The following is a 21,636-nucleotide window of genomic DNA, read 5'->3' as shown; positions in this document are numbered from 1 at the left end:
TGTCATTCCCGGCCGAAGAGCAGCGGAGGGGAAGGGAATCCATAGCGCCGCGCTTGTGGGTGGATCCCCTTCCCTCGCCTACGGCTCGCCGGGGATGACACCGGAATCCGATCACATGAACAACCCGCGGTTCGCCTTCACCCTATCAAGCATGAAGGCATGAACCTCGGCGATGCGGTGAAGGTTGCGAACCTCCGCGTGGGTGACGATCCAGTAGGTGCGGGTGAAGGCGATCTCCGGCAGCACCACCTTCAGCTCGGGATAAAGCCTTGCCGCGTAATCGTGCAGGATGCCGATGCCGACCCCTGCCCTCACGGCCTCCATCTGCGCCACCACGCTGGCGCATTCGAAACGCCGGGGGCCATACTTTTCGAGGCCGGAGAAATATTCGAGAGCGGGGCTGTAGATGAGGTCGGCCACATAAGTCACGAGCATCCGGCCCGCCAGATCCTCGGGCACCGCTGGAATGCCGTGCCGCGCGATGTACTCATCCGAGGCATACATCCGAAGGCGGTAATCGGTGAGCTTGCGGGAGACGAGCCGCCCCTCGGTCGGCTGCTCGACCGTGACCGCGATATCCGCCTCGCGCTTGGAGAGCGAAAAGGTGCGCGGCAGGGCCACGAGCTGGATCGTGAGATCCGGATGCTGCTCGGCAAGCGCGCCGAGCTCCGCCGCCAGGAAATACGTGCCGAGCCCGTCCGGCGCGCCCACGCGCACGGTACCTGAGAGGGCGAGATCGGAGCCACCTACCTCGCTTGCCACTGCCAACGCCTGGCTTTCCATACTTTCGGCCTTGGCGAGCAGGCGTTCGCCCTGTTCCGTGAGGGTGTATCCTTGCGGCTTGCGCTCGAACAGCTTGGCCTGGAGCGCCTTTTCGAGAGACGAGATGCGGCGGGAAACCGTGGTATGATCCGCCTCCAGGCGGCGGGCGGCGACCGTGAGGCGGCCGGCCCTTGCCACGGCGAGGAAAAAGCGGAGATCGTCCCAATCGAAAGCACTCATTCCTAGAGCTTTATCATATTGGGATTTTTGCACAACGGAAGCCTCATCTTCACCCATAGTCGTGCAGTTTCGACAATGCTAGAACAGGGCACCTAAAATCAGGAGAGAAACGCCATGCGCGAAGTCGGACATTTCATCGGCGGCAAGCACGTTCCGGGCAAGTCGGGCCGCACCACCGAATTCTTCCAGCCCATGACCGGCGAGGTGATCGGCCGCGTCGCGCTGGCCTCCAAGGACGAGCTGCGCCAGGCGGTCGAGAACGCCAAGGCCGCGCAGATCGGCTGGGGCGCCACCAACCCGCAGCGCCGCGCCCGCGTGATGATGAAGTTCCTCGAACTCATCGCCAAGGAAACCGATTCGCTGGCCGAGCTGCTGGCCCGCGAGCACGGCAAGACCATTCCCGACGCCAAGGGCGACATTCAGCGCGGCGTCGAGGTGGTGGAATTCGCCTGCGGCATCCCGCATCTCCTGAAGGGTGAATTCACGGAAGGCGCAGGTCCCGGCATCGACATGTATTCGATCCGCCAGCCGCTGGGTGTCGTTGCCGGCATCACGCCGTTCAACTTCCCCGCCATGATCCCGATGTGGAAGTTCGCGCCCGCCATCGCGTGCGGCAACGCCTTCATCCTGAAACCCTCGGAGCGCGATCCGGGCGTGCCGATGCGCCTTGCCGAGCTGATGATCGAGGCAGGACTGCCCGCCGGCGTCCTCAACGTCGTCAACGGCGACAAGGACGTGGTGGACGCGATCCTCGACGATCCGGACATCAAGGCCGTGGGCTTCGTCGGCTCTTCGCCAATCGCGCAATACGTCTATTCCCGCGCGACCGCCAACGGCAAGCGCGCGCATTGCTTCGGCGGCGCGAAGAACCACATGATCATCATGCCCGACGCCGATCTCGACCAGGCCGCAGACGCGCTCATCGGCGCAGGCTACGGCTCGGCGGGTGAGCGCTGCATGGCGATTTCGGTCGCGGTGCCGGTCGGCAAGGCCACCGCCGACGCCCTCATGGACCGTTTGATCCCGCGCGTCGAAAGCCTGAAGGTCGGCCCCTCCACTGACCCGTCCGCCGATTTCGGCCCCATGGTCACGAAGGCGCACATGGAGAAGGTGCGTTCCTACGTCGATCTCGGCGTGAAGGAAGGCGCGAAGCTCGCGGTCGATGGCCGTAACTTCAAGATGCAGGGCTACGAGAACGGCTTCTACATGGGCGGCTGCCTCTTCGACGAGGTGACCAGCGACATGCGCATCTACAAGGAAGAAATCTTCGGCCCCGTTCTCTCGGTCGTCCGCGCCAAGAACTACGACGAGGCGCTGCGCCTGCCGTCCGACCACGAATACGGCAACGGCGTCGCGATCTACACCCGCGACGGCGACGCCGCCCGCGACTTCGCCTCCAAGGTGAATGTCGGCATGGTCGGCATCAACGTGCCGATCCCGGTGCCGCTGGCCTATTACACCTTCGGGGGCTGGAAGGCCTCCGGCTTCGGCGACCTCAACCAGCACGGCCCGGATGCGGTGCGCTTCTACACCAAGACGAAGACGGTCACCTCACGCTGGCCGTCCGGCATCAAGGAAGGCGCGGAATTCTCCATTCCGACGATGAAGTAAAACACAGAAGGCCGGGTCATCGCCCGGCCTTCTTCGTTTGGAGTGGACGACGAGAAACCTTTTTGGAGTTTTGCCGATGCCCATACGCCAGACAGCTTTCCTCTTCGATCTCGACGGCACGCTCGTCGACAGCGTCTATCAGCATGTTCTGGCCTGGCATGAGGCTCTGGAGGCGGAGGGGATCGAACTCTCCGTCTGGCGCATCCATCGCCGGATCGGCATGTCGGGCGGCCTGTTCACCAACATGCTCTTGCGTGAGACGGGGCTGACCATCGAGCCGGAGCGGATCGAGCGCCTGCGCCAGCTCCATGCGCAGGCCTACAACCAGCGCTCCGGATCGATCCGCCCGCTGCCGGGCGCCCGCGAGCTGCTGGCCTATCTCACCGACGCAGGCATGCCCTGGGCCATTGCGACCAGCGGACGGATGGAAACGGCAGGTCCGGTCATCCGCAATCTCGGCGTCGATCCGCAGACAGTTCCCGTCATCACCCGCGACAAGGTGAAATACGCCAAGCCCGACCCGGATCTGTTCATCGCCGCCGCCGAGGCGCTCGGCCATCCCATCGAGAACACCTGCGTGGTCGGCGACAGCATCTGGGACATGCTGGCCGCCCGACGCGCAGGAGCGTTGGGCGTAGGGCTTTTATCGGGTGGCTATGGCGAGGACGAACTCGTCCGCGCAAGCGCCTACCGGGTTTACCAGGACCCTGCGGATCTCCTGGAGCATATCGACGAGGTAGGCCGGAAGCTTTGAGCCGAATCCTTCGGCTCTCAATCCAAAGTCGGGGTGCACGAAGCGCTCTTCTCATGACGATCTAAGGCCATGACACAGTTCTCCTTGACCGAAGACCAGATCGCCGTCCGAGACATGGCTCTTGCCTTTGCTGCGGACAACATCGCGCCCCATGCCCTCGAATGGGACGAGACAAAGCATTTTCCCGTGGATGTTCTGCGGGAGGCAGCCTCCCTCGGCATGGCCGGAATCTACACCCGCGACGATGTGGGCGGGTCGGGCATGACGCGGCTTGACGCGGCGCTCATCTTCGAGGCGCTCGCCACCGGCTGCCCCGCGATCTCGGCCTTCCTCTCCATTCACAACATGGTCGCCTGGATGATCGACCGCTACGGCTCGGAGGAGCAGCGCCAGCGTTTCCTGCCGTCTCTCTGCACCATGGAATTGATCGGCAGCTATTGCCTCACTGAGCCGGGCTCGGGATCGGACGCAGCAGCGCTGAAGACCCGCGCGGTGCGCGACGGCGATCATTACATCGTCAACGGCGTGAAGCAGTTCATCTCGGGCGCGGGCACGTCCGATCTTTACGTGACGATGGTGCGCACGGGTGAGGATGGACCGTCCGGCATCTCGACGCTGATCATCGAGAAGGACATGAAAGGCGTGTCCTTCGGTGCGCAGGAAAAGAAGATGGGCTGGAACGCGCAGCCCACCGCCGCCGTGATCTTTGAAGATGTGCGCGTGCCTGTCGCGAACCGTCTCGCGGATGAAGGCATGGGCTTCAAGATCGCCATGTCCGGCCTCGACGGCGGGCGCCTGAATATCGGCGCATGTTCGCTGGGCGGCGCGCAATCCGCGCTCGACAAGGCGCTGTCCTACGCCAACGACAGAAAAGCCTTCGGCAAGCGCATCGCGGATTTCCAGGCGCTGCAATTCAAGCTCGCCGACATGGCGACCGACCTCGAATGCGCGCGCACCTTCCTGTGGCGCGCGGCATCCGCCCTCGACGCCAAGGCGATGGATGCGACGAAGCTCTGCGCCATGGCCAAGCGCATGGCCACCGATACCGGGTTCAACGTGGCGAACGACGCGCTGCAGCTTCACGGCGGCTATGGTTATCTCGCCGATTACGGCGTCGAGAAGATCGTGCGCGATCTGCGCGTGCATCAGATTCTCGAGGGCACCAACGAGATCATGCGCCTCATCGTGGCGCGCGATCTCGTGGGGCGCGGCAACCGATGACCCTTCGCGCGCTGGGCCTCGGCCTTGGCCTCACGGCTGCGATCTTCGCGCTGTTCTCGTTCGCAGGGCATTTGTTCTTTCTGGAAGGCCGCAGGCCCTTTCAGTTGAACTTCGCGGCGGGCGCGGCCTTAGGGTTAGTTCTGGGCCTGCTCATTCATCGCATCCTGCGCGTGCCTCATCAGAAGGCTGCTTCCGCCATGGCGCTCACGGCTGTTCCCGGCATGCTGATCATGGCGGCTGTCGGCTCGCATTTCGCGGTGTTCTTTCCGGACCTGAACCCATCTCTCGACAAGGTGTTCGGCTCCCTCATGCTCTGGTTCTACGGTTTTTGCCTCGCAGGAGCGCTTTGGAGCGCGCGCCGCCCATAGCGGCGGCGCCATCCAGTTCCTGCGATCATCGCCAAACAACAACACGGGAGGATAATTATGACCAGCATCGCCTTCATCGGCCTCGGCAACATGGGTGGCCCCATGGCCGCCAATCTCGTCAAGGCGGGCCATAGCGTCACCGGGTTCGATCTGTCTCCCGCCTCCTGCGATCAGGCGCGCAACGACGGCGTAACCATTGCCGGTTCCGCGCATGATGCGGTGCGCGAGGCCGAAATCGTGATCACCATGCTGCCCGCAGGCAAGCACGTGCTCTCGGTCTATGCCGATCTTCTCTCGTCAGTGAAGGACGGCGCGCTCGTCATCGACTGCTCCACCATCGACGTGGACAGCGCACGCAAGGCGCATGGCATGGCGCAGGAGCGCAAGCTGATGAGCCTCGATGCGCCGGTCTCCGGCGGGGTCGGCGGTGCGAAGGGCGCGACGCTCACCTTCATGGCGGGCGGCGCCAAGAATGCGTTCGACCGGGCTGAGCCCATCCTCTCGAAGATGGGCAAGAAGGTCGTGCATTGCGGCGAGGCGGGCGCGGGTCAGGCGGCGAAGATCTGCAACAACATGATCCTCGGCATCTCGATGATCGGCGTCGCGGAAGCTTTCGTGCTCGGCGAAAAGCTCGGGCTTTCGCATCAGGCCTTGTTCGATGTGGCCTCCACATCCTCGGGCCAGTGCTGGTCGCTTACCACCTATTGCCCCGTGCCGGGCCCGGTGCCGACCTCGCCTGCGAACAACGGCTACAAGCCGGGCTTCGCAGCGGCTCTCATGCTCAAAGACCTCAAGCTCGCGCAGGAAGCAGCCCTCGCCTCCGGCGCATCGACGCCCTTGGGCGCGGAGGCCGCGCAGCTCTATGCGCTCTTCAACGGCGCAGGGCATGAGGGCGACGACTTCTCCGGCATCGTCAACTTCCTGCGCGGGCAGAAGGGATGACTGGGAGAACCGGCATATAGCCTGGCCAGGGAACAGGTCCGGCGGCATTTCAGGGTCGTTATGCAGCCGGCACTAAACCAAAGGTTTGGCATGTGTTGCATCGCACCTACAGCTTTTGCGCGATCCGTGCATTAGCTTGACCTTCTCCTGGTCGCTCAACCGACGATTGTCTGCCCCGCATGGTCCGCTCCGCCCTCCCCATGGCCAATCCTTCCGCCGATGCCGCCGCCCTGCTGCGGCGCCTCGGCTTTGCGATTCTGCTGTTCGCCATTCCTTTGGCCGCACTCTTCTCCCGCCGCGCCCTCGTGGTGATGGCTCCCCTGGCCGTGGCCCTCATCGTCCTGGCAGCGTTTCTCGATGGCAGCGCGAGAAACCCCGGCCAGAAGGCGATGAGCTTCGTGACCTCGCGGGCAGGGCTTGCCGGGCTCGTTCTGGTGCTCTGGGCAGCCCTGTCCCTGATCTGGACGCCTTTCGTGCCGCAGGCCTCCGAGCGGCTTCTGAACATCGTCGCCATGGGCCTGATGGGCGTTGCGGGATATCTCGCCCTGCCGGAGCGCATGCGCTCGGCGAATCTCTATCTGCTGCCGGTCGGCGTCGGCCTCGCCGCCCTGATCGGCATCGCCATGCTGTTCCGAGGCGGCGGCCATCTCGATCCCGATGGACTGGGCGTGGAGCGCGGCATGGTCGTGCTCGTCCTGCTGCTCTGGCCTGCGGTGACGTGGCTCCATTCCCGCGGCCGCAATCTGGAGGCCGTGGCGCTTGCCCTGGCTGTCGGCATCGGCGCCTTCCTCACCGCCGATATTCTGCCGCTCATCGGCCTCGTTGTCGGCGGCCTGACCTTTGCCCTGACGGCGATGAGCCCGCGAATCGGCTCCCGCCTGATCGGCTTCACGATGGCGGCTCTTCTGATTCTTGCGCCCTTGCTGCCCTTCCTGCTGAAGCCTCTCGCAGGCGGCATTTTCGGATCGGCCTCCTCCATCGTGATGGGGCTCGACGCCTGGCAGGGCCTCATTCTCAAGGAGCCCGCACGCCTTCTGACTGGCCATGGGCTGGAGACATCCTGGCGTGGGCGCATCTTCGGCCTCGTGCCCAACGAAACGCCGTTCAGCCTGCTGTTCGAGATCTGGTACGAGCTCGGGCTCGTGGGCGCCGTCTCCGGCGCGATCCTGCTCTCGCAGGCGGCTTTGAGCGCCGGAGGGCACCGTCCCATCCTCGGGCCCGGCATCATGGCCTCCTTCGCCTCGGCCTTCGCGCTCGGCTCCTGCGGCATCGGCACCGCTCAGGTCTGGTGGTTCACGGCGCTCGTCGTGCTCGTGCTGGTCTTCGTGGCGGTGGAGCGCGGACAATTCCGGACCAAGCGCCCGAAGGCCATCCTGCGCCGGCTGCGCTAAAGCATCGGAAAAGCTTTCCCTCCATAACCATTGACCCATGCCCCCTGCCTCTGGTTGGCTGGCGGCTTATCGATTCATGGAAAGGACTTCCCATGCCCATCATCAACCGCGTCGCCGACCTGGCCGACGAGATCGCCGCCTGGCGCCGGGATTTCCATGAGAATCCCGAACTCGGCTATGACGTTCACCGCACCGCAGGCATCGTGGCCGAGAAGCTGAAGGAATTCGGCTGCGACGAGGTGGTGACCGGCATCGGCCGCACGGGCGTGGTCGGCGTCATCAAGGGCCGCACAAATTCATCCGGCAAGGTGATCGGCCTGCGCGCCGACATGGACGCGCTGCCGATCCTGGAAGCGACCGACCTGCCCTACAAGTCCAAGACGCCCGGCAAGATGCATGCCTGCGGCCATGACGGCCACACGGCGATGCTCTTGGGCGCAGCGAAATACCTTGCCGAGACGCGCAATTTCGACGGCACGGCGGTCGTGATCTTCCAGCCTGCGGAAGAAGGCGGCGGTGGCGGCGACGCCATGGTGAAGGACGGGCTCATGGAGCGCTTCGGCATCCAGGAGGTCTACGGCATGCACAATTGGCCGGGCGTTCCGATCGGCCATTTCGCCATGCGTCCAGGCCCCGTCATGGCGGCGGCGGACCGCTTCACGATCACCATCGAGGGCAAGGGCGGGCACGCCGCCTATCCGCACAACTGCATCGACCCCATCGTCACGACGGCGCATGTGATCACCGCTCTGCAGAGCGTTTCCTCGCGCAGCATCGATCCGCTGGAATCGGTGGTCGTCTCCGTCTGCACCGTCAAGGCGGGCGATACGTTCAACGTCATTCCGCAGACGGCGACCCTGCTCGGCACCGTGCGCACGCTTTCGCCCAGTGTTCGCGATCTCGCGGAGGCGCGCATCCGCACTATCATTGAGAGCACCTGCGCGGCTTTCGGCGCGACGGCGACCATCGAATATAACCGCGGCTATCCGGTGACGGTGAATAATGCGGAGAAAGTCGACTTCGTCGCATCGGTTGCGAAGGATCTCGCAGGCGAGAGCGCCGTGCAGACGAATTTCCCACCGGAAATGGGCGCGGAGGATTTCTCCTACATGCTGGAGAAGCGCCCAGGCGCCTACATCTTCGTCGGCAACGGCGACTCGGCGGGCGTGCATCACCCGGCCTACGACTTCAACGATGCCGCCGCCCCTTACGGCGTGTCGCTCTGGGCAAAGATCATCGAAACCGGAATGCCGGCGCGCTGAGCGCCGGTATTCAGCTCAATCCTTGTTGGAGCAGGCGAGCAGGCCTTCCAGGTCGATGTAATGCCCGGCGCGATCCCGCTTGGCCGCGAGATAGCTCACGTTCTCCGCCGTCGGGCGGCCCAGCACGCGGTGATCGGAGATCACCTCAAGACCCGATTCAGAGAGAGCGTGGATCTTTTCCGGATTGTTGGTCATGAGGCGAACGGCACTGACGCCGAGTTTTTTCAGCATCACGGCAGCAAAGTCGAACCGGCGCTGATCCGCTTCGAAGCCCAGCATCTCATCGGCCTCGTAGGTGTCGTAGCCTTGCGACTGGAGCTTGTAGGCGCGGATCTTGTTGGCGATGCCGTTCCCGCGCCCTTCCTGATCGAGATAGAGCAGGATGCCGCCCTCGTTTTGCGCCATGAAGCGCACGGTTTCGCGCAGCTGGTCGCCGCAATCGCATTTCAGGCTGCCGAAGAGATCGCCCGTCAGGCAGGCGGAATGGAGCCGCACGGTGACGGGCTTCGCGAGATCCGGCTTGCCGACGATGATCGCCACCTGATCGCGCAGGCCCTCGCCGCCGCGAAACACCACGAACTCGCTCGTCGGCGCATGTTCCAGCGGCACCGGGGCGCGGCTGACGAGGGAAAGATCGGCTGCTTGGCTGCGACGATAATCACGGATCGCATCGCCCGAGACGCGCACTAGGGATGCATCGACCTCGATACCGGATGAAAGCGGCACCACGATCACGGCGGGCAGAACGAGAGACAGCCGCGCAAGCTCCAGCGCTTCCTCGTCGAGAGCCTCGATGGGCCTTACCGGCGCATCGATGCGCCCGTCGAGCTTGAGGGCGAGTGTCTCGATCCGCTCCCGCTCCACCACGGGCAAGGCCACGCTTCCGGGAATATCCCGCTCGAGCCCGAGACGGCGCAGGCGGGCAGCCGGAAGAACTAGATGGGCATGGCCTGCCGCCACGGCTTCGATCTCGGTGCACCGGGCCTTGTCGAGGTCTTCCACGCCAACCACGAGCGCGCTGCCGTTCGCCCCGTCGATCACGACGGGACGGGCGCTGCGAAACTCCATGATCGCCCGCTCGACCGCGGTCGTGGCAGGGTTATCGGACAGGCTTAAGGCGAGGCGCATCATCGATGAACTCTAGGGAGGCCCTTTTCGTGGCGGAAAGTGAGGGCCAACAGGCCACTGACAGCCAAGCTGCTCATGAAGGGCACCTTATCACAGGGCTCGGTCGAACTCTAATCCCACAGATAGGATGCCAGCCATGCCCTATCAACAAGCCCGCTCGACGGGATGGCGGAGCCGGGCTATCTGTGCCGCTGACTTGGCTTTAGGCAGTTTCTTCGAGGCGTTTCGATGGTCCGCACCTCCCTCCTCCCCCGGCTTCTCGCTCTTGGCGTCCTCGGCTTCGCCTACGCGGCGCAGGCCGCCACCCTCGACGGTCTGGCCGTTCATGTGACGAACACGAGCGAGCCGGTGCTCTGCGCGGAGAAGGACAACGTGGCGATCAACTTCGCCTCACCTGAGGTGAGGAACTTCCGGATCGAGGCGGTGCACCCGGCCTATATGGGCACCCTCCGCCAGGATCGCTGGGAGCCGGACTGGACGGCCTGCGAGGACATTTCCGAGGCCACGTCCACGAAGCCGCATCCCACGATGCACACGCTCTTCGAGGATGATCAGGTCAAGATCATGGGCCTGTCCTTCAGCGAGTTCTGGCGTCCCACTGAAACCACGGTCACCATCGGCGACAAGATCACGCGCAATATTCACTTGATGCAGCTTCTGAAGAAGCACAACGGCAAGGCGGAAGAGGTGATCGCCATGTATCCGGGCGACGGCTACTGGCGCATCAAGCCGCTGCCGCCGCAGCATCTCGGATGGACCGCCTATGGCTCGTCCTTCATCGTCGGCCCTATCGAGTTCGACCAGCGCCCCGTCGCGAACCTGAAGGATGTGGCTTTCGATCCGAAGACCATGACCTTCGCTCTCACGCTCGCCAAAGGCGGCAAGGCCCATGTTCAGATCACCAATCTGAACGAGGAGCGCATGACGCTCGATGTGAGCTTCGACGAGGCGATCTCAGGCACGCCCTTCGCGACGCTGCGCTCGATGTATGTGACTGAGTTCAACGCGGATGTGGCGCGCATCGCCGTTCGCGAACAGAAAGCCCACTCCTGGCGCGAGGAGATGATCATGAATTTTCGCGACGCCACGGCGACGGACGCGTGGATGGGACGGCTCGTCCCTTCACGTCACAACACCAGCGCGCCGGACATGATGTTCAATCACTTCCGTGGACCACTGGGCGCTTCTCGCTGAAGAATCGGCCGAACGCCGAGGCAGGTCTCCCGTCGATTAGCATCAGCCCTGCCGCGATCAGCGCCATGCCGGCCATGTGCCGCAGCTCCAGCGTCTCACCAAGAAGCAGCACGCCGAAGAAAACGGCGCTGACCGGAATGAGAAACGTGACCAGCCCCGCGTTCGTCGCCCCTGCTCGCGCGAGCAAGCGGAAGAAGATGAGATAGGCGAACGCCGTCGAGACGAGCGCCAGCGCAAGAAGCGACAGAACCGTGGCAAGGCTCGGCATCGTAAGCGTCCATGGCCTGTCGACGATCAGGCTGACGGGCAGAAGCATGCAGCTCGATGCCGTGACCTGCCCGGTTGCAGCCACCAGAGGCGGAATGCCGAGAGTCTTGAAGCGGCGTCCGAACACACCCGAGAAGCCATAAGACAAGGCCGCTCCCAGAATGGCGAGCTGCGCCAGCACATTGGCGTTCAGCGAGGTCAGCGCGGCGGAGCCGATCATCACCGCCACGCCGATGAAGCCGACGATGACACCGCCGAACCGCGAGCCCGTCAGCTTCTCATCGCTCGTGAAGTAATGCGCCACGATCACGGTGAAGAGCGGCGTGGTGGCATTGAGGATCGAAGCAAGCCCGCTTGCGATATGGCTCTGCCCCCAGACGATCAGGCTGAAGGGAATGACGTTGTTGAGAATGCCCATGCCGAAGAAAGTGGCCCAGGCCTGACGTTCGCGCGGCAAGCTCAAACCCATGACGCGCAACACCACCTGCAACGCAAGCGCCGCCAACGACACCCGCAGCGCCACGATGATGAGCGGCGGCAATTCCTTGACGGCTACGCCGACGAACAGGAAGGAGCCGCCCCAGATGACGGAGAGAAGGCCGAGCAGCGCCCAATCGGATGCCGAGATGGTTTTTTGAATGGGCGCCTGAATCATGAGAAGAATCCCGAACAATTGGGCCTCTTCATGCCATGGGAAGCGCGCCTCCGCGACACGATTCCTGTGATGGGGATCATAAGCGGTCCTTATCCTCGCGCTCGACCTTCGGGAATTGTTGCGGAAAGGATTGGTTTACGAAGATTGTGGGTTGTTCCGGACCTTTACCGCTCGTTCATGCCTTGAGGCGAGATTGGGGTCATCCACGCTCCTGGAAGCCTCCGGCATGACCCCGCAAAGCTCTCACCACCCGTCCTATACCGTCGGCTCGCGCAGCCAGGCCCGGTCGAGCTTTTGCATCATGCCGCATGTTCACGGGCCCGACCGCAATACCAGCTTCATCTTCGGCCGTTCGGATTCGCGCATTCGTCCGCTTCTCAATCAGGCGCAGCGGGACCGGCTGCATTGCTGGTCCATGATCGTCGCCCTCGTCTCTTCCGCTGCTGGAACCACGCTTCTCCTGACCGCGATCCTGCGCTGATCCCTTTCCTTACTGGAGAGGCCAGAACAACATGATCAGCGGCGTTCCCACGACGATCACGATGATCGAGAGCGGCAGGCCGAGCCGCCAGTAATCGCCGAAGCGATAACCGCCGGGGCCCATCACTAGCGTGTTGCACTGATGCCCGATGGGCGTGAGGAAGTCGCAGGCCGCGCCAATCGCCACCGCCATCAGGAACGCATCGGGCCTGAACCCGAGCTGGGTTGCGAAGCTCGCCGCAATCGGCGCCATCACCAGCACAGTCGCCGCATTGTTGAGGAACGGCGTCACCGCCATTGCCGCCGCCATGATAAGCACGAGCGCGCCGGTGGGAGGCAGCATCTGCGCCGCCGCCGACAACCAGCCCGCGATCAGATCCGTTCCGCCCGTGGTGCGAATGGATTCACTGACCGGAATGAGCGCGCCGAGCATGACGATGATCGGCCATTCGATGGTCTCATAGGCCTCGCGCAGGGTGAGCGAACCGAACAGAACCAGCAGCACGCCCGCACCGAAGAACGCGATGGAGACAGGCAGCACGTTGAAGGCGACCAGCACCATCGTGATGCCGAGAATCGCAATCGGCAAAAGGCTTCGTCGCGCATTGCCGAGGCGTATCTCGCGCTCCGCGAGGGGAAGGCAGCCGAGATGCCGAAGGGTATCGGGAAGCTTTTTCAGATTGCCCTGCAGCACGATCACGTCACCGGGGCGTAGGGTGATGGTGCGCAGGCGCTCCTTGAAGCGCTCGCCGCTGCGGCTGACCGCGATCAGGTTGACGCCGAACTGCTCGTAGAGGCCGATACGCTCCGCCGAGTATCCGGTCAGGGAGGAGCTGGGTCCGACGATGGCCTCGATCACGCCGATCTCATCCGTTGCTTCTTCCGTTTCCGGCAGGTGGTGCTCGCGGCTGAGTTTGAGACCGGCCCGCGCAACTGTGCTTTCCAGGGCATCGGGCTCGCCTTCCAGCATCAGTAGATCGTTCTCGCGGATCGTCACATCCGGCAACGGGCTGGAGCTGCGCGTCTCGTTGCGGATGATGGCGGCCACCTTCACCTCACCGTTGGAGAGATTGCGCAGATCCGCCACGGTCTGCCCCACCACATCGGATTCAGGGATGACGCGCGCCTCCGTGACGTAGTCCTTGATGTCGAGCGCCTCGTCCAAGGTCGCCGCGCCCTTGCGGTCTTTGGGCAGAAGGCGATAACCGAAGGCGAGGAACGCGACACCCGCCAAGGCGATCCCGATGCCAACGGGCGTGAAGTCGAACATGCCGAAAGGCTCGCCCAGCAACTCGCCTCTCACCCGCGACACGATGATGTTGGGCGAGGTGCCCACAAGCGTCACGATGCCGCCCAACAGTGAGCCGAAGGCCATCGGCATGAGAAAGCGGGAGGGCAATGTCCCGCTGCGCCGCGCGATCTGGAACGCGACCGGGATCATCATTGCGAGCGCGCCGATATTCTTCACGAAGGCGGAAAGGACCGTCACGACGGCGACCAGCACGATCACCTGGGATTGCTCGGTGCGCAAATAGGGTGCGGCCCGGTTCAGTGCCGCCTCCAGCACGCCGGACTTCGCGACCGCCGCACTGACCAGAAGCGCGCTCGCAACGATGATGACGATGTCGTCGCTGAAGCCCGAGAAGGCCTTGTCGGCAGGCACGATGCCGACCACCACAGCGGCCAGCAGCGCCAATGCGGCAACGAGATCGTACCGGAAGCGTCCCCAGACGAAGAGCGCCATCATCCCGGCGACGACGGCGAAGGAGAGCATTTGCTGATGGGTCATGGAGGGCGCGCGAAAGAGGAAACCATGTTCCTAACGCGCGACCGCCCCGCTTTGTGCCCGCCGCCTCGGCGCGGACGGAGCTGGCTTACTGGCCCAGCACGAGAGCCCAGTACCGTCCGTAGCGATTGTCGGCGTCCGCCCGGGCAAAGCCGATCTTGCGGGCCTCGGGCATCAGCAGGTTGACGTTGTGGCCGGAAGACCGCTTCCACCGCTCGATGGTGCCATCGACGTTATCCGCACCGGCCGAAAGGTTCTCGGCGGAATAGCCGATGATGCCGAACTGATCCATGCGGCTGGCGAAGTTGCCGTGGCTGAGACGGCCGGCCGCCGCCACCACGCGCGCCTGATGCTCGGCGGCCTCGTTGAGCTTCGAATCCACGATCACCGGGCTCAGGCCCTTGGAGACGCGGTAAGCGGAGATGAGCCGGGCGGCCTCGCCCGCATCCCTGGTGGAGCTGGCGAGAACGGTGTCTCTCCCCATAAGCGACGCATCGCTGGCGCAACCCGCAAGCGCCAGCGCGATCAGGGCGCAGAACGACAATACACGCATCGATATTCCCCTTTGAGCCGCTTCCACATTCGTGGAACCAGCTCCCCTTCTTGAGTTTCCGCATTTTTCGGCGAACCGGAATCCACTTCGCCGAAAAATGCTTCGGGGGCAGTGTTCAAGCACCGCTCCCCTTGCAAAAAAGTCCGTTGGTGGTCATGTGCAAGCCACGACTCGATGCGTTGAATGCCATGGCGAAGCGTGAGGGTCCATACCACCTTCTTGCCCTTGTCCCGCGTCAGCTGAGCGCATGCCCCTCACCTCCCCCACACGTCAGGCCGCTATCATCGGCGGCGGTCCAGCCGGTCTCTTTGCGGCGGAAACCCTTGCGCGTGAGGGCCTTGGCGTGACCGTCTACGAGCGCATGCCCTCGGTGGGACGCAAGTTCCTGATGGCGGGACGGGGCGGCCTGAACCTTACTCATTCGGAGGATCTCGGGCGGTTCCTCACGCGCTATTCGCAAGCCCAGCCGATCCTGACGCCTCTGATCGAGGCCTTTCGTCCGGAGGATCTGCGGGCGTGGTGCGAGGGTCTGGGGCAGGAAACCTTCGTGGGATCGAGCGGGCGGGTGTTCCCGAAAGCCTTCAAGGCCTCCCCCCTCCTGCGCGCCTGGCTTGCCCGGCTGGAAAGCATCGGTGTCCGCTTCGCCCTGCGCCACACCTGGCAGGGCTGGGACGCGGACGGCGCCTTGGCCTTCACCGATGCGACCGGCCAGCCTGTCACAACCAAGCCCGATGTCACGATCCTGGCGCTCGGCGGCGCGAGTTGGCCGAGGCTGGGCTCGGACGGTTCGTGGACATCGATTCTCGGCGCGAAAGGGATTGCTGTCGCCCCCTTACGCCCGGCCAATATGGGCTTCACCCTCCCCTGGTCGGAGGTGATGCGCAGCCGGTTCGAGGGCGAGCCCTTGAAGCGCATCGCGCTCACCTTCGAGGGCGCGACCGTGAAGGGCGAGGCCATCGTGACCGCGGACGGGATCGAAGGCGGCGCCGTCTATGCGCTCTCGGGCAAGCTCCGCAACGCCATCGAGCGCCAGGGCAGCGCCACCCTCCATCTGGATCTGCGGCCTGATCTGTCTCAGGAGGCGCTCACCAAGCGCCTGAGCGCTCCCCGCAAAGGCCAATCCGCCTCCACCTTCCTGCGCAAGGCGGCGGGCCTGAACCCCCTCGGCATCGCCCTGTTGCGCGAATCAGCCCCTCAGCTGCCCATGGAGGCCGAACCTCTGGCCCGGCTCATCAAGGCCGCGCAACTGACGCTGACGGGTACCAAGCCCCTGGAACGGGCCATCTCCACGGCGGGCGGCATTCCCTTTGCAGCTCTCAACGGCAATCTCATGCTCACGAAGCTGCCAGGGGTATTCGCCGCGGGCGAGATGCTGGATTGGGAGGCCCCGACCGGCGGCTACCTGCTCCAGGCCACCTTCGCCACCGGCTGTGCTGCGGCGAGAGGCGTGCTTTCCTTCCTTCAGATTCCCGATGCCGCATTGACCTCGAATCCGTGATCGGCCACACCCCCAACGTGATCGACCCCGCCAAGATTCTCCACGATGTGTTCGGCTTCCCCTCCTTCCGCGAAGGACAGGAGGAGATCGTGCGCGCCGTGTTGGCGGGCGAAGACGTGCTCGCCGTCATGCCCACCGGCGCCGGCAAGTCGCTCTGCTACCAGCTGCCGACCCTCGTCCGCGAGGGCCTGACCGTCGTGGTCTCGCCGCTGATCGCCCTCATGCGCGATCAGGTGGCGGCGCTCCGCCATTTCGGCGTCGAGGCGGGCAGCCTCAATTCGGCGAACGACCAGGACGAGAACCGCCGCGTGGTCGATGCGGTTCGCGACGGGCGCATGCGTATTCTCTACGCCTCGCCCGAGCGGCTCGCGAATACCGGCACTACCGAATGGCTCGGGCGCTCCGGCGTGAACCTGCTCGCCATCGACGAGGCGCATTGCGTCTCGCAATGGGGCCACGATTTCCGTCCCGAATACGCCATGCTCGGCGAAGTGCGCCGTAGACTCGGCAACGTGCAGACCATCGCGCTCACCGCCACCGCCGATGTGGCGACGCGCGGCGACATCATGCACCGCCTGTTCGAGGAGGAGCCGCGCCTCTTCATCCATGGATTCGACCGCCCGAACCTGCGGCTCGCCATGCAGGCCAAGGAGCATTCGCGGCGCCAGCTCTTCTCCTTCCTCGACAAGCACCGGCATGAGAGCGGCATCGTCTATTGCTCGTCCCGCGACGCCACCGAAAAGCTCGCGGATTCGTTGAGCCAGGCAGGCTACCGCGCCATGCCCTATCATGCGGGCATGCCTCAAGGAGAGCGCGCCAAGAACCAGGACATCTTCCTGCAGGAAGACGGCGTGGTGATGGTGGCGACCGTCGCCTTCGGCATGGGCATCGACAAGCCGGACGTGCGCTTCGTCGCGCATGCCGCCTTGCCGAAATCCATCGAAGCCTATTACCAGGAGATCGGCCGCGCGGGCCGCGACGGCGCGCCCGCCGACACGCTCACACTCTATGGCCTCGACGACATGCGCCTGCGCCGCATGCAGATCGAGCAGAGCGAGGCCTCCGACGAGCAGAAGCGCGTGGAGCGCCAGCGCTTCAACGCGCTTCTGGCCTTGTGCGAAGCGCCGCGCTGCCGCCGCCAGACCCTGCTGTCCTATTTCGGCGAGAGCACGGAACCTTGCGGCAATTGCGATCTGTGCATCGACGGCGTCATGTCCTTCGACGGCACCATCGAGGCGCAGAAGCTTCTCTCGGCCATCGTGCGTACCGGCGAACGTTTCGGCACGGAACATCTCATCAGTATCCTCGTGGGCGACGAGACGGACGCCATCCTCCGCTTCGGTCACGACAAGCTTAAAACCTTCGGCGTCGGCAAGGACCGATCCAAGAACGAGTGGCGCTCTCTTCTGCGCCAGATATACGCTGCGGGCTTGGTCAGCCTGGAACTCGCCGAATACGGCCGCTGGACGCTCACCGATGCCGGTATTGCCGTGCTGAAAGGACAAGAGCGGATCGAGCTTCGCTCCGACGTTCTCATGAAGCCCGCCGACCGCAGGCGTCGTCGCTCGCGCATCGAGGCGGAATCCGTCGTGCCCTCGGACGATCCGCTGCTTCTCGATCTCAAGGCCCTGCGCACAAAGTTGGCGAAGGAAGAAGGCGTGCCGGCCTACGTCATCTTCTCGGACCGCAGCCTGATCGACATGGCCGCCAAGCGCCCGACAACCGTCCGCGCCTTCGGCGAAGTCCACGGCGTCGGCCAGGCCAAGCTCGACCGCTATGCGGATGCTTTTTTGGATGTCCTGAAGGCGCATGCGGCTTAACAGAGCAGGCACATGCAGTCATCCCGGACGAAGCGTAGCGAAGATCCGGGATCGTTTCCAGGATAAGTCGCTATTCTCGTCACGCGATCCCGGGTTCTGCTGCGCAGCCCCGGGATGACGCCAGTTGGTCACATCTCCATCCACCGCCCCTCATGCGCGCTCTTCGCCATGGCATCGACAATGCGCTCAATGCGTATGCCGTCCTCGAAGGTGATGAGATGCGCCGCCTCTCCCGCGATGCGGCGCATCAGCTCACGGCACTCGATCACTTTCAAATCGTTGAAGCCAAGGCCGTGGCCGGGTGCGGGGATGAACTTGTCGTAGGGCGGATGCTGCGGACCGATGAGGATGGTGCGGAAACCTTGAGTCTCACGCGCGCCGTCCGCTGCATAAACCTGCACCTCGTTCATGCGTTCCTGATCGAAGACGATGGTGCCTTTCGAGCCGAAGATCTGCACGAAGATGCGGCCCTTGCGGCCCCAGGCGGAACGGTTGAGCGCGACGAGGCCCGACGCGCCGTTCTTCAGCTCGATCAGGACCGAGGCGATATCGTAGGTTTCGACTGGGCGCCGCCCGCCGCTTTTGACGGGACGATCCTTGTAAGGTTTCGCCATATGGCAGCAGACCCGGCTCACGTCGCCGAACAGAACGGAGGTGAGGCTCAAGGCATGAACGCCGAAATCGTCGAGCGCTCCATGACCGGAAGAGGCTTCGCTTTTCCAGTAGAAGAGCTCCTCCGGATCGGCCATGAAGTCCTCGTCCATCTCGATGCGGACATGGCTGACATCCCCGATTTGTCCCTTGTCGAGCAGACGCCTGATCAGGCGCATCGCCGGATTTTGGATGTAATTGTAGCCAAGTGCCGCCACCTTGCCGGAAGCCTGTGCCGCCGCCAGCATGCGCTCCGCATCCGCGAGCTTGGTCGCCATCGGCTTCTCGCACCAAACATGCTTGCCAGCCTCCAAGGCCGCAATCGCCATCTCGGGATGGAAGGCGTTGGGCGTGGTGATCGACACCACATCGATCTCAGGATCGTTCACAAGCTTTCGCCAATCGCCGGTGGCGCGCTCGAAACCAAGCTCACGCGCTTTTCGCTCGGCAAGATCCTGCGAAGCCTCTGCGAGCATGGCGAGGCGCGGACGAGGCACATCGCCGAACACGGACGCCACCGCGTTCCAGGCGAGCGCATGGCATTTGCCCATATAGCCGGTGCCGATAAGGCCGATGGCGAGACTTTTCATACTATTGCTCCCCTAATCTGGATGATCGTGGTTTTCGAAAAGTATGAAGTCATTCTCGCGCACGAGTCGGGTTGGGTTTCTATCCTTGCAAGCGACCAGCAGCTTTGGATGCCAGACGGACTAATCCACTTAAACCCAGGACAACTGACGCCACCCAAAGAAATCCAACGGGCATTAGGATTGGCACGGAGGAAAGAAAAACAATAACCTCGATTTCCTTTGTCCAATAGAGAGCTAGGCTCAGTAGATTCTCAAGAATTTCCCCGCCCCAACTAGACCCACAATCCACGTAGTCGAACCAGTCGCTCGAAAGAACGCATCCGCTAAATTCTTCGCCTCGCTGCACCCGCATTAGGCTGGTCGTGTAGAAAGCAGTAGCGCTTCCAGCCGCTATCCACCAAGACATAGAAGCCGCCTCGAAGAAGCGGAGAATGCGTCGTCCAAGCATCGGTTGGCCCTCTTATGAAGACAACCGATATATCTGTTATATTATCTCTATACCATCCCGCCCAATTCCTCCGACACTGCCTGCAATTCCTTGCCGCCTGCCATGAGGTTCTGAAGTTCCTCAATCTGAATTGCAGACTTGGCATAGGTGCCGAGCGTCTTGCCACGATTGAGCACTGTGAATCGGTCGCCCACCGCATAGGCATGGCGCACATTGTGGGTAATGAAGATGACGCCGAGGCCCTTTTGGCGCACCTGATGAATGTATTTCAGCACCATGGAGGTTTGCGCCACGCCAAGCGCCGAGGTCGGCTCGTCGAGGATCAGCACCTTCGCGCCGAAATAGACCGCGCGGGCAATCGCCACGCATTGGCGCTCACCGCCTGACAATGTACCGACCGCCTGATGCGGATCGCGCACATCGATGCCGATCTTGTGCATCTCTTCACGGGTAACCTCGTCGCAATGGTCAAAATCGACATTGCGGAAGGGCCAGAACCCCTTCACCGGCTCGCGGCCCATGAAGAAATTGCGCGTGACCGACATGAGCGGGATCATCGCGAGGTCCTGATAGACCGTGGCGATGCCCGCATCCAACGCATCGCGCGGGCTGGTGAAGGCAACGGGCTCTCCCTCCACCATGAACTCGCCGGAGGTCGGCTTGTGCACGCCCGCCAACGTCTTGATGAGGGTGGATTTTCCGGCACCGTTGTCGCCGAGCAGGCACATGACCTCGCCGCGATGAACGGAGAGCGACACACCGGAAAGTGCGATGACCGATCCGAAATGCTTGACGAGATTGCGGATCTCGATGAGCGGAGCTTCCTTAGCCATCAGCGCTCTCCCGTGACTTTGCGGCGGATGAAGTTGTTGAAGAGAACGGCGAGCAGCAGCATGGCGCCGAGGAAAACCTGGAACCAGTCGGAATCGAAGCGGGTATAGGTAAGCCCAATCGACACCATGCCGAAGATGATCGCGCCGAAGAACGCGCCGATGGCCGAGCCGTAGCCGCCGGTCAGCAGGCAACCGCCGATGACGGCTGCGATGATCGCCTCGAACTCCTTCTGGAAGCCGCGCCGTGCGTCCGTTGAACCCGCATCGAGTACTGTGAGAATGGCAACCAGCGCAGCGGCGCAGGCGGTGAGCATGAAGAGACTGGTTTTCACTCGGTCCACCGGCACGCCGGAATTGCGCGCGGCATTGGCGTCACCGCCGGAGGCGAAGATCCAGTTGCCCGCACGGGTGCGCAGCAGCAGCCACGTGGCGACGAGCGCGAGGCCGATGAACCAAAGAATGGAAACCGGAACGCCCGTGACGGTCGGCGTGCCATTGGGGAATTTCGCGATGAGATTGTTGGCGGCCAACCAGGAGAACAGGCCTTCCAAGGCGGTGCCGGAAAAGATCTCACGCACCCAATCCTCGCCCGATTGCACACCGATGCCGCGCATCTGCGTGGAGCCACCGGTCGCCCACTTGAGACCCACCAACGAGAGGCCGCGCAGGATGAAGAGGAAGGCGAGCGTGACGATGAAGGACGGCAGCCTCGTGCGGATGACGATCTGACCGTTCAGACCACCGAGAATGGCCGCCACCACGAAGGTCGCGGCAATCGCCAGCAACAAAGGCCAGCCGGTGAGCGTGATGAAGGAGCCGAAGACGAGGCCCGTGAACGCCACCATGGAGCCGATGGACAGATCGAACTCGCCGCCGATCATCAGCAAAGCGGCGGCAATGGCGAGAATGCCGAGCTGCGATGCGGGCGAGAGAATGTTCATCACACCGGCAAGCGTGAACATGGAGGAATCGGCGGTAGAGAGGAAGAAGATCGTGACCAGGACCAGGCCTGCCAGTGCGCCGAGCTCGGGGCGGCGCATGATTTTCGTCAGAAGCGAAACCTCTTTGAGGCGCTCGTCCTGAATTTTCTTGATGGCGGGCGCCGGAGACAAATCGGCGGTCGGCTGGGTGGTGTGCACCATGAAAGCCTCCCCTGAAACAATCGCATGAAAGAAGAAGCCT

General features: G+C 63.4%; 19 protein-coding genes. 11 read left to right on the top strand and 8 right to left on the bottom strand.

Annotation, left to right across the window (positions count from 1 at the left end; genetic code table 11):
• Positions 1-111: 111 nt before the first annotated feature.
• Positions 112-1,002, bottom strand: coding sequence for a LysR family transcriptional regulator (locus MHY87_RS09455; protein ID WP_239351277.1), 891 nt, complete (start codon positions 1,000-1,002; stop codon positions 112-114).
• Between the two features lie 114 nt (positions 1,003-1,116).
• Between MHY87_RS09455 and MHY87_RS09450 the strand changes: the two genes are divergently transcribed.
• The 7 genes from MHY87_RS09450 to MHY87_RS09420 all read left to right on the top strand — a co-directional run bounded on the left by MHY87_RS09450 (position 1,117) and on the right by MHY87_RS09420 (position 8,551).
• A complete protein-coding gene (locus tag MHY87_RS09450; protein WP_239351276.1) occupies positions 1,117-2,613 on the top strand; it encodes a CoA-acylating methylmalonate-semialdehyde dehydrogenase in 1,497 nt (498 codons plus the stop codon).
• Positions 2,614-2,689: 76 nt separating this feature from the next.
• Positions 2,690-3,367 carry an HAD family hydrolase gene (locus MHY87_RS09445; protein ID WP_239351275.1) on the top strand — a complete coding sequence of 226 codons (678 nt, stop codon included), beginning with the start codon at positions 2,690-2,692 and terminating at the stop codon, positions 3,365-3,367.
• Between the two features lie 69 nt (positions 3,368-3,436).
• Complete coding sequence (locus MHY87_RS09440; protein ID WP_239351274.1) at positions 3,437-4,588, top strand: isobutyryl-CoA dehydrogenase; 1,152 nt, start codon at positions 3,437-3,439, stop codon at positions 4,586-4,588.
• Entirely contained in the window at positions 4,585-4,956 is a 372-nt protein-coding gene (locus tag MHY87_RS09435; RefSeq protein WP_239351273.1) for a DUF5367 family protein, read from the top strand. Before MHY87_RS09440 ends, MHY87_RS09435 begins: the two co-directional genes overlap by 4 nt.
• Positions 4,957-5,013: 57 nt before the next feature.
• Positions 5,014-5,898, top strand: a complete 885-nt coding sequence (gene mmsB, locus MHY87_RS09430; protein WP_239351271.1) for a 3-hydroxyisobutyrate dehydrogenase — start codon at positions 5,014-5,016, stop codon at positions 5,896-5,898.
• Positions 5,899-6,077: 179 nt separating this feature from the next.
• The gene (locus MHY87_RS09425; protein WP_239351270.1) at positions 6,078-7,289 is read left to right on the top strand and encodes a peptide ABC transporter permease; all 1,212 of its coding nucleotides are present in this window, start codon (positions 6,078-6,080) and stop codon (positions 7,287-7,289) included.
• 92 nt (positions 7,290-7,381) lie between these two features.
• Positions 7,382-8,551, top strand: a complete 1,170-nt coding sequence (locus MHY87_RS09420) for a M20 aminoacylase family protein (protein WP_239351269.1) — start codon at positions 7,382-7,384, stop codon at positions 8,549-8,551.
• A gap of 15 nt (positions 8,552-8,566) precedes the next feature.
• Here MHY87_RS09420 and ribA read toward each other — a convergent pair whose 3' ends face one another.
• Positions 8,567-9,679: a GTP cyclohydrolase II RibA gene (ribA, locus tag MHY87_RS09415; RefSeq protein ID WP_239351515.1), complete on the bottom strand. Its 1,113-nt coding sequence runs from the start codon at positions 9,677-9,679 to the stop codon at positions 8,567-8,569.
• A 228-nt stretch (positions 9,680-9,907) separates the two neighbouring features.
• Between ribA and MHY87_RS09410 the strand changes: the two genes are divergently transcribed.
• Positions 9,908-10,873: a hypothetical protein gene (locus tag MHY87_RS09410; RefSeq protein ID WP_239351268.1), complete on the top strand. Its 966-nt coding sequence runs from the start codon at positions 9,908-9,910 to the stop codon at positions 10,871-10,873.
• Here MHY87_RS09410 and MHY87_RS09405 read toward each other — a convergent pair.
• The gene (locus MHY87_RS09405) at positions 10,836-11,795 is read right to left on the bottom strand and encodes a DMT family transporter (RefSeq protein WP_239351267.1); all 960 of its coding nucleotides are present in this window, start codon (positions 11,793-11,795) and stop codon (positions 10,836-10,838) included. The genes MHY87_RS09410 and MHY87_RS09405 overlap by 38 nt on opposite strands.
• Positions 11,796-12,021: 226 nt before the next feature.
• Between MHY87_RS09405 and MHY87_RS09400 the strand changes: the two genes are divergently transcribed.
• The gene (locus tag MHY87_RS09400; protein ID WP_239351266.1) at positions 12,022-12,276 is read left to right on the top strand and encodes a hypothetical protein; all 255 of its coding nucleotides are present in this window, start codon (positions 12,022-12,024) and stop codon (positions 12,274-12,276) included.
• Positions 12,277-12,285: 9 nt separating this feature from the next.
• On the opposite strand, the gene MHY87_RS09395 is transcribed toward MHY87_RS09400, so the two are convergent.
• A complete protein-coding gene (locus tag MHY87_RS09395; RefSeq protein ID WP_239351265.1) occupies positions 12,286-14,064 on the bottom strand; it encodes an SLC13 family permease in 1,779 nt (592 codons plus the stop codon).
• Positions 14,065-14,149: 85 nt separating this feature from the next.
• The gene (locus MHY87_RS09390; RefSeq protein ID WP_239351264.1) at positions 14,150-14,614 is read right to left on the bottom strand and encodes a CAP domain-containing protein; all 465 of its coding nucleotides are present in this window, start codon (positions 14,612-14,614) and stop codon (positions 14,150-14,152) included.
• 247 nt (positions 14,615-14,861) lie between these two features.
• On the opposite strand from MHY87_RS09390, the gene MHY87_RS09385 reads away from it, so the two are divergent.
• A complete protein-coding gene (locus MHY87_RS09385; RefSeq protein WP_239351263.1) occupies positions 14,862-16,112 on the top strand; it encodes a TIGR03862 family flavoprotein in 1,251 nt (416 codons plus the stop codon).
• Positions 16,109-17,932, top strand: a complete 1,824-nt coding sequence (gene recQ / locus MHY87_RS09380; RefSeq protein ID WP_239351261.1) for a DNA helicase RecQ — start codon at positions 16,109-16,111, stop codon at positions 17,930-17,932. The genes MHY87_RS09385 and recQ overlap by 4 nt, the downstream gene beginning before the upstream one ends.
• 128 nt (positions 17,933-18,060) lie before the next feature.
• Here the strand turns inward: recQ and MHY87_RS09375 are convergent, their stop codons facing one another.
• From MHY87_RS09375 to MHY87_RS09365, 3 genes are all read right to left on the bottom strand, one after another.
• Complete coding sequence (locus tag MHY87_RS09375; protein WP_239351259.1) at positions 18,061-19,173, bottom strand: Gfo/Idh/MocA family protein; 1,113 nt, start codon at positions 19,171-19,173, stop codon at positions 18,061-18,063.
• A gap of 495 nt (positions 19,174-19,668) precedes the next feature.
• Positions 19,669-20,454: an ATP-binding cassette domain-containing protein gene (locus MHY87_RS09370; protein ID WP_239351257.1), complete on the bottom strand. Its 786-nt coding sequence runs from the start codon at positions 20,452-20,454 to the stop codon at positions 19,669-19,671.
• The gene (locus MHY87_RS09365; protein WP_239351255.1) at positions 20,454-21,596 is read right to left on the bottom strand and encodes an ABC transporter permease; all 1,143 of its coding nucleotides are present in this window, start codon (positions 21,594-21,596) and stop codon (positions 20,454-20,456) included. Before MHY87_RS09365 ends, MHY87_RS09370 begins: the two co-directional genes overlap by 1 nt.
• Positions 21,597-21,636: the final 40 nt, after the last annotated feature.

The organism is Microvirga sp. ACRRW (assembly GCF_022346925.1).
Classification (GTDB): domain Bacteria; phylum Pseudomonadota; class Alphaproteobacteria; order Rhizobiales; family Beijerinckiaceae; genus Microvirga.
The sequence above is the reverse complement of the archived record's forward strand: the minus strand, read 5'-3'. Positions and strand labels throughout refer to the sequence as shown.

What these genes read in the sequence shown, in the direction of transcription:
- MHY87_RS09455 (WP_239351277.1), bottom strand. Translation starts at nt 1,002, where the DNA reads ATGAGTGCTTTCGATTGGGACGATCTCCGCTTTTTCCTCGCCGTGGCA.
- MHY87_RS09450 (WP_239351276.1), top strand. Translation starts at nt 1,117, where the DNA reads ATGCGCGAAGTCGGACATTTCATCGGCGGCAAGCACGTTCCGGGCAAG.
- MHY87_RS09445 (WP_239351275.1), top strand. Translation starts at nt 2,690, where the DNA reads ATGCCCATACGCCAGACAGCTTTCCTCTTCGATCTCGACGGCACGCTC.
- MHY87_RS09440 (WP_239351274.1), top strand. Translation starts at nt 3,437, where the DNA reads ATGACACAGTTCTCCTTGACCGAAGACCAGATCGCCGTCCGAGACATG.
- MHY87_RS09435 (WP_239351273.1), top strand. Translation starts at nt 4,585, where the DNA reads ATGACCCTTCGCGCGCTGGGCCTCGGCCTTGGCCTCACGGCTGCGATC.
- mmsB (WP_239351271.1), top strand. Translation starts at nt 5,014, where the DNA reads ATGACCAGCATCGCCTTCATCGGCCTCGGCAACATGGGTGGCCCCATG.
- MHY87_RS09425 (WP_239351270.1), top strand. Translation starts at nt 6,078, where the DNA reads ATGGTCCGCTCCGCCCTCCCCATGGCCAATCCTTCCGCCGATGCCGCC.
- MHY87_RS09420 (WP_239351269.1), top strand. Translation starts at nt 7,382, where the DNA reads ATGCCCATCATCAACCGCGTCGCCGACCTGGCCGACGAGATCGCCGCC.
- ribA (WP_239351515.1), bottom strand. Translation starts at nt 9,679, where the DNA reads ATGCGCCTCGCCTTAAGCCTGTCCGATAACCCTGCCACGACCGCGGTC.
- MHY87_RS09410 (WP_239351268.1), top strand. Translation starts at nt 9,908, where the DNA reads ATGGTCCGCACCTCCCTCCTCCCCCGGCTTCTCGCTCTTGGCGTCCTC.
- MHY87_RS09405 (WP_239351267.1), bottom strand. Translation starts at nt 11,795, where the DNA reads ATGATTCAGGCGCCCATTCAAAAAACCATCTCGGCATCCGATTGGGCG.
- MHY87_RS09400 (WP_239351266.1), top strand. Translation starts at nt 12,022, where the DNA reads ATGACCCCGCAAAGCTCTCACCACCCGTCCTATACCGTCGGCTCGCGC.
- MHY87_RS09395 (WP_239351265.1), bottom strand. Translation starts at nt 14,064, where the DNA reads ATGACCCATCAGCAAATGCTCTCCTTCGCCGTCGTCGCCGGGATGATG.
- MHY87_RS09390 (WP_239351264.1), bottom strand. Translation starts at nt 14,614, where the DNA reads ATGCGTGTATTGTCGTTCTGCGCCCTGATCGCGCTGGCGCTTGCGGGT.
- MHY87_RS09385 (WP_239351263.1), top strand. Translation starts at nt 14,862, where the DNA reads ATGCCCCTCACCTCCCCCACACGTCAGGCCGCTATCATCGGCGGCGGT.
- MHY87_RS09375 (WP_239351259.1), bottom strand. Translation starts at nt 19,173, where the DNA reads ATGAAAAGTCTCGCCATCGGCCTTATCGGCACCGGCTATATGGGCAAA.
- MHY87_RS09370 (WP_239351257.1), bottom strand. Translation starts at nt 20,454, where the DNA reads ATGGCTAAGGAAGCTCCGCTCATCGAGATCCGCAATCTCGTCAAGCAT.
- MHY87_RS09365 (WP_239351255.1), bottom strand. Translation starts at nt 21,596, where the DNA reads ATGGTGCACACCACCCAGCCGACCGCCGATTTGTCTCCGGCGCCCGCC.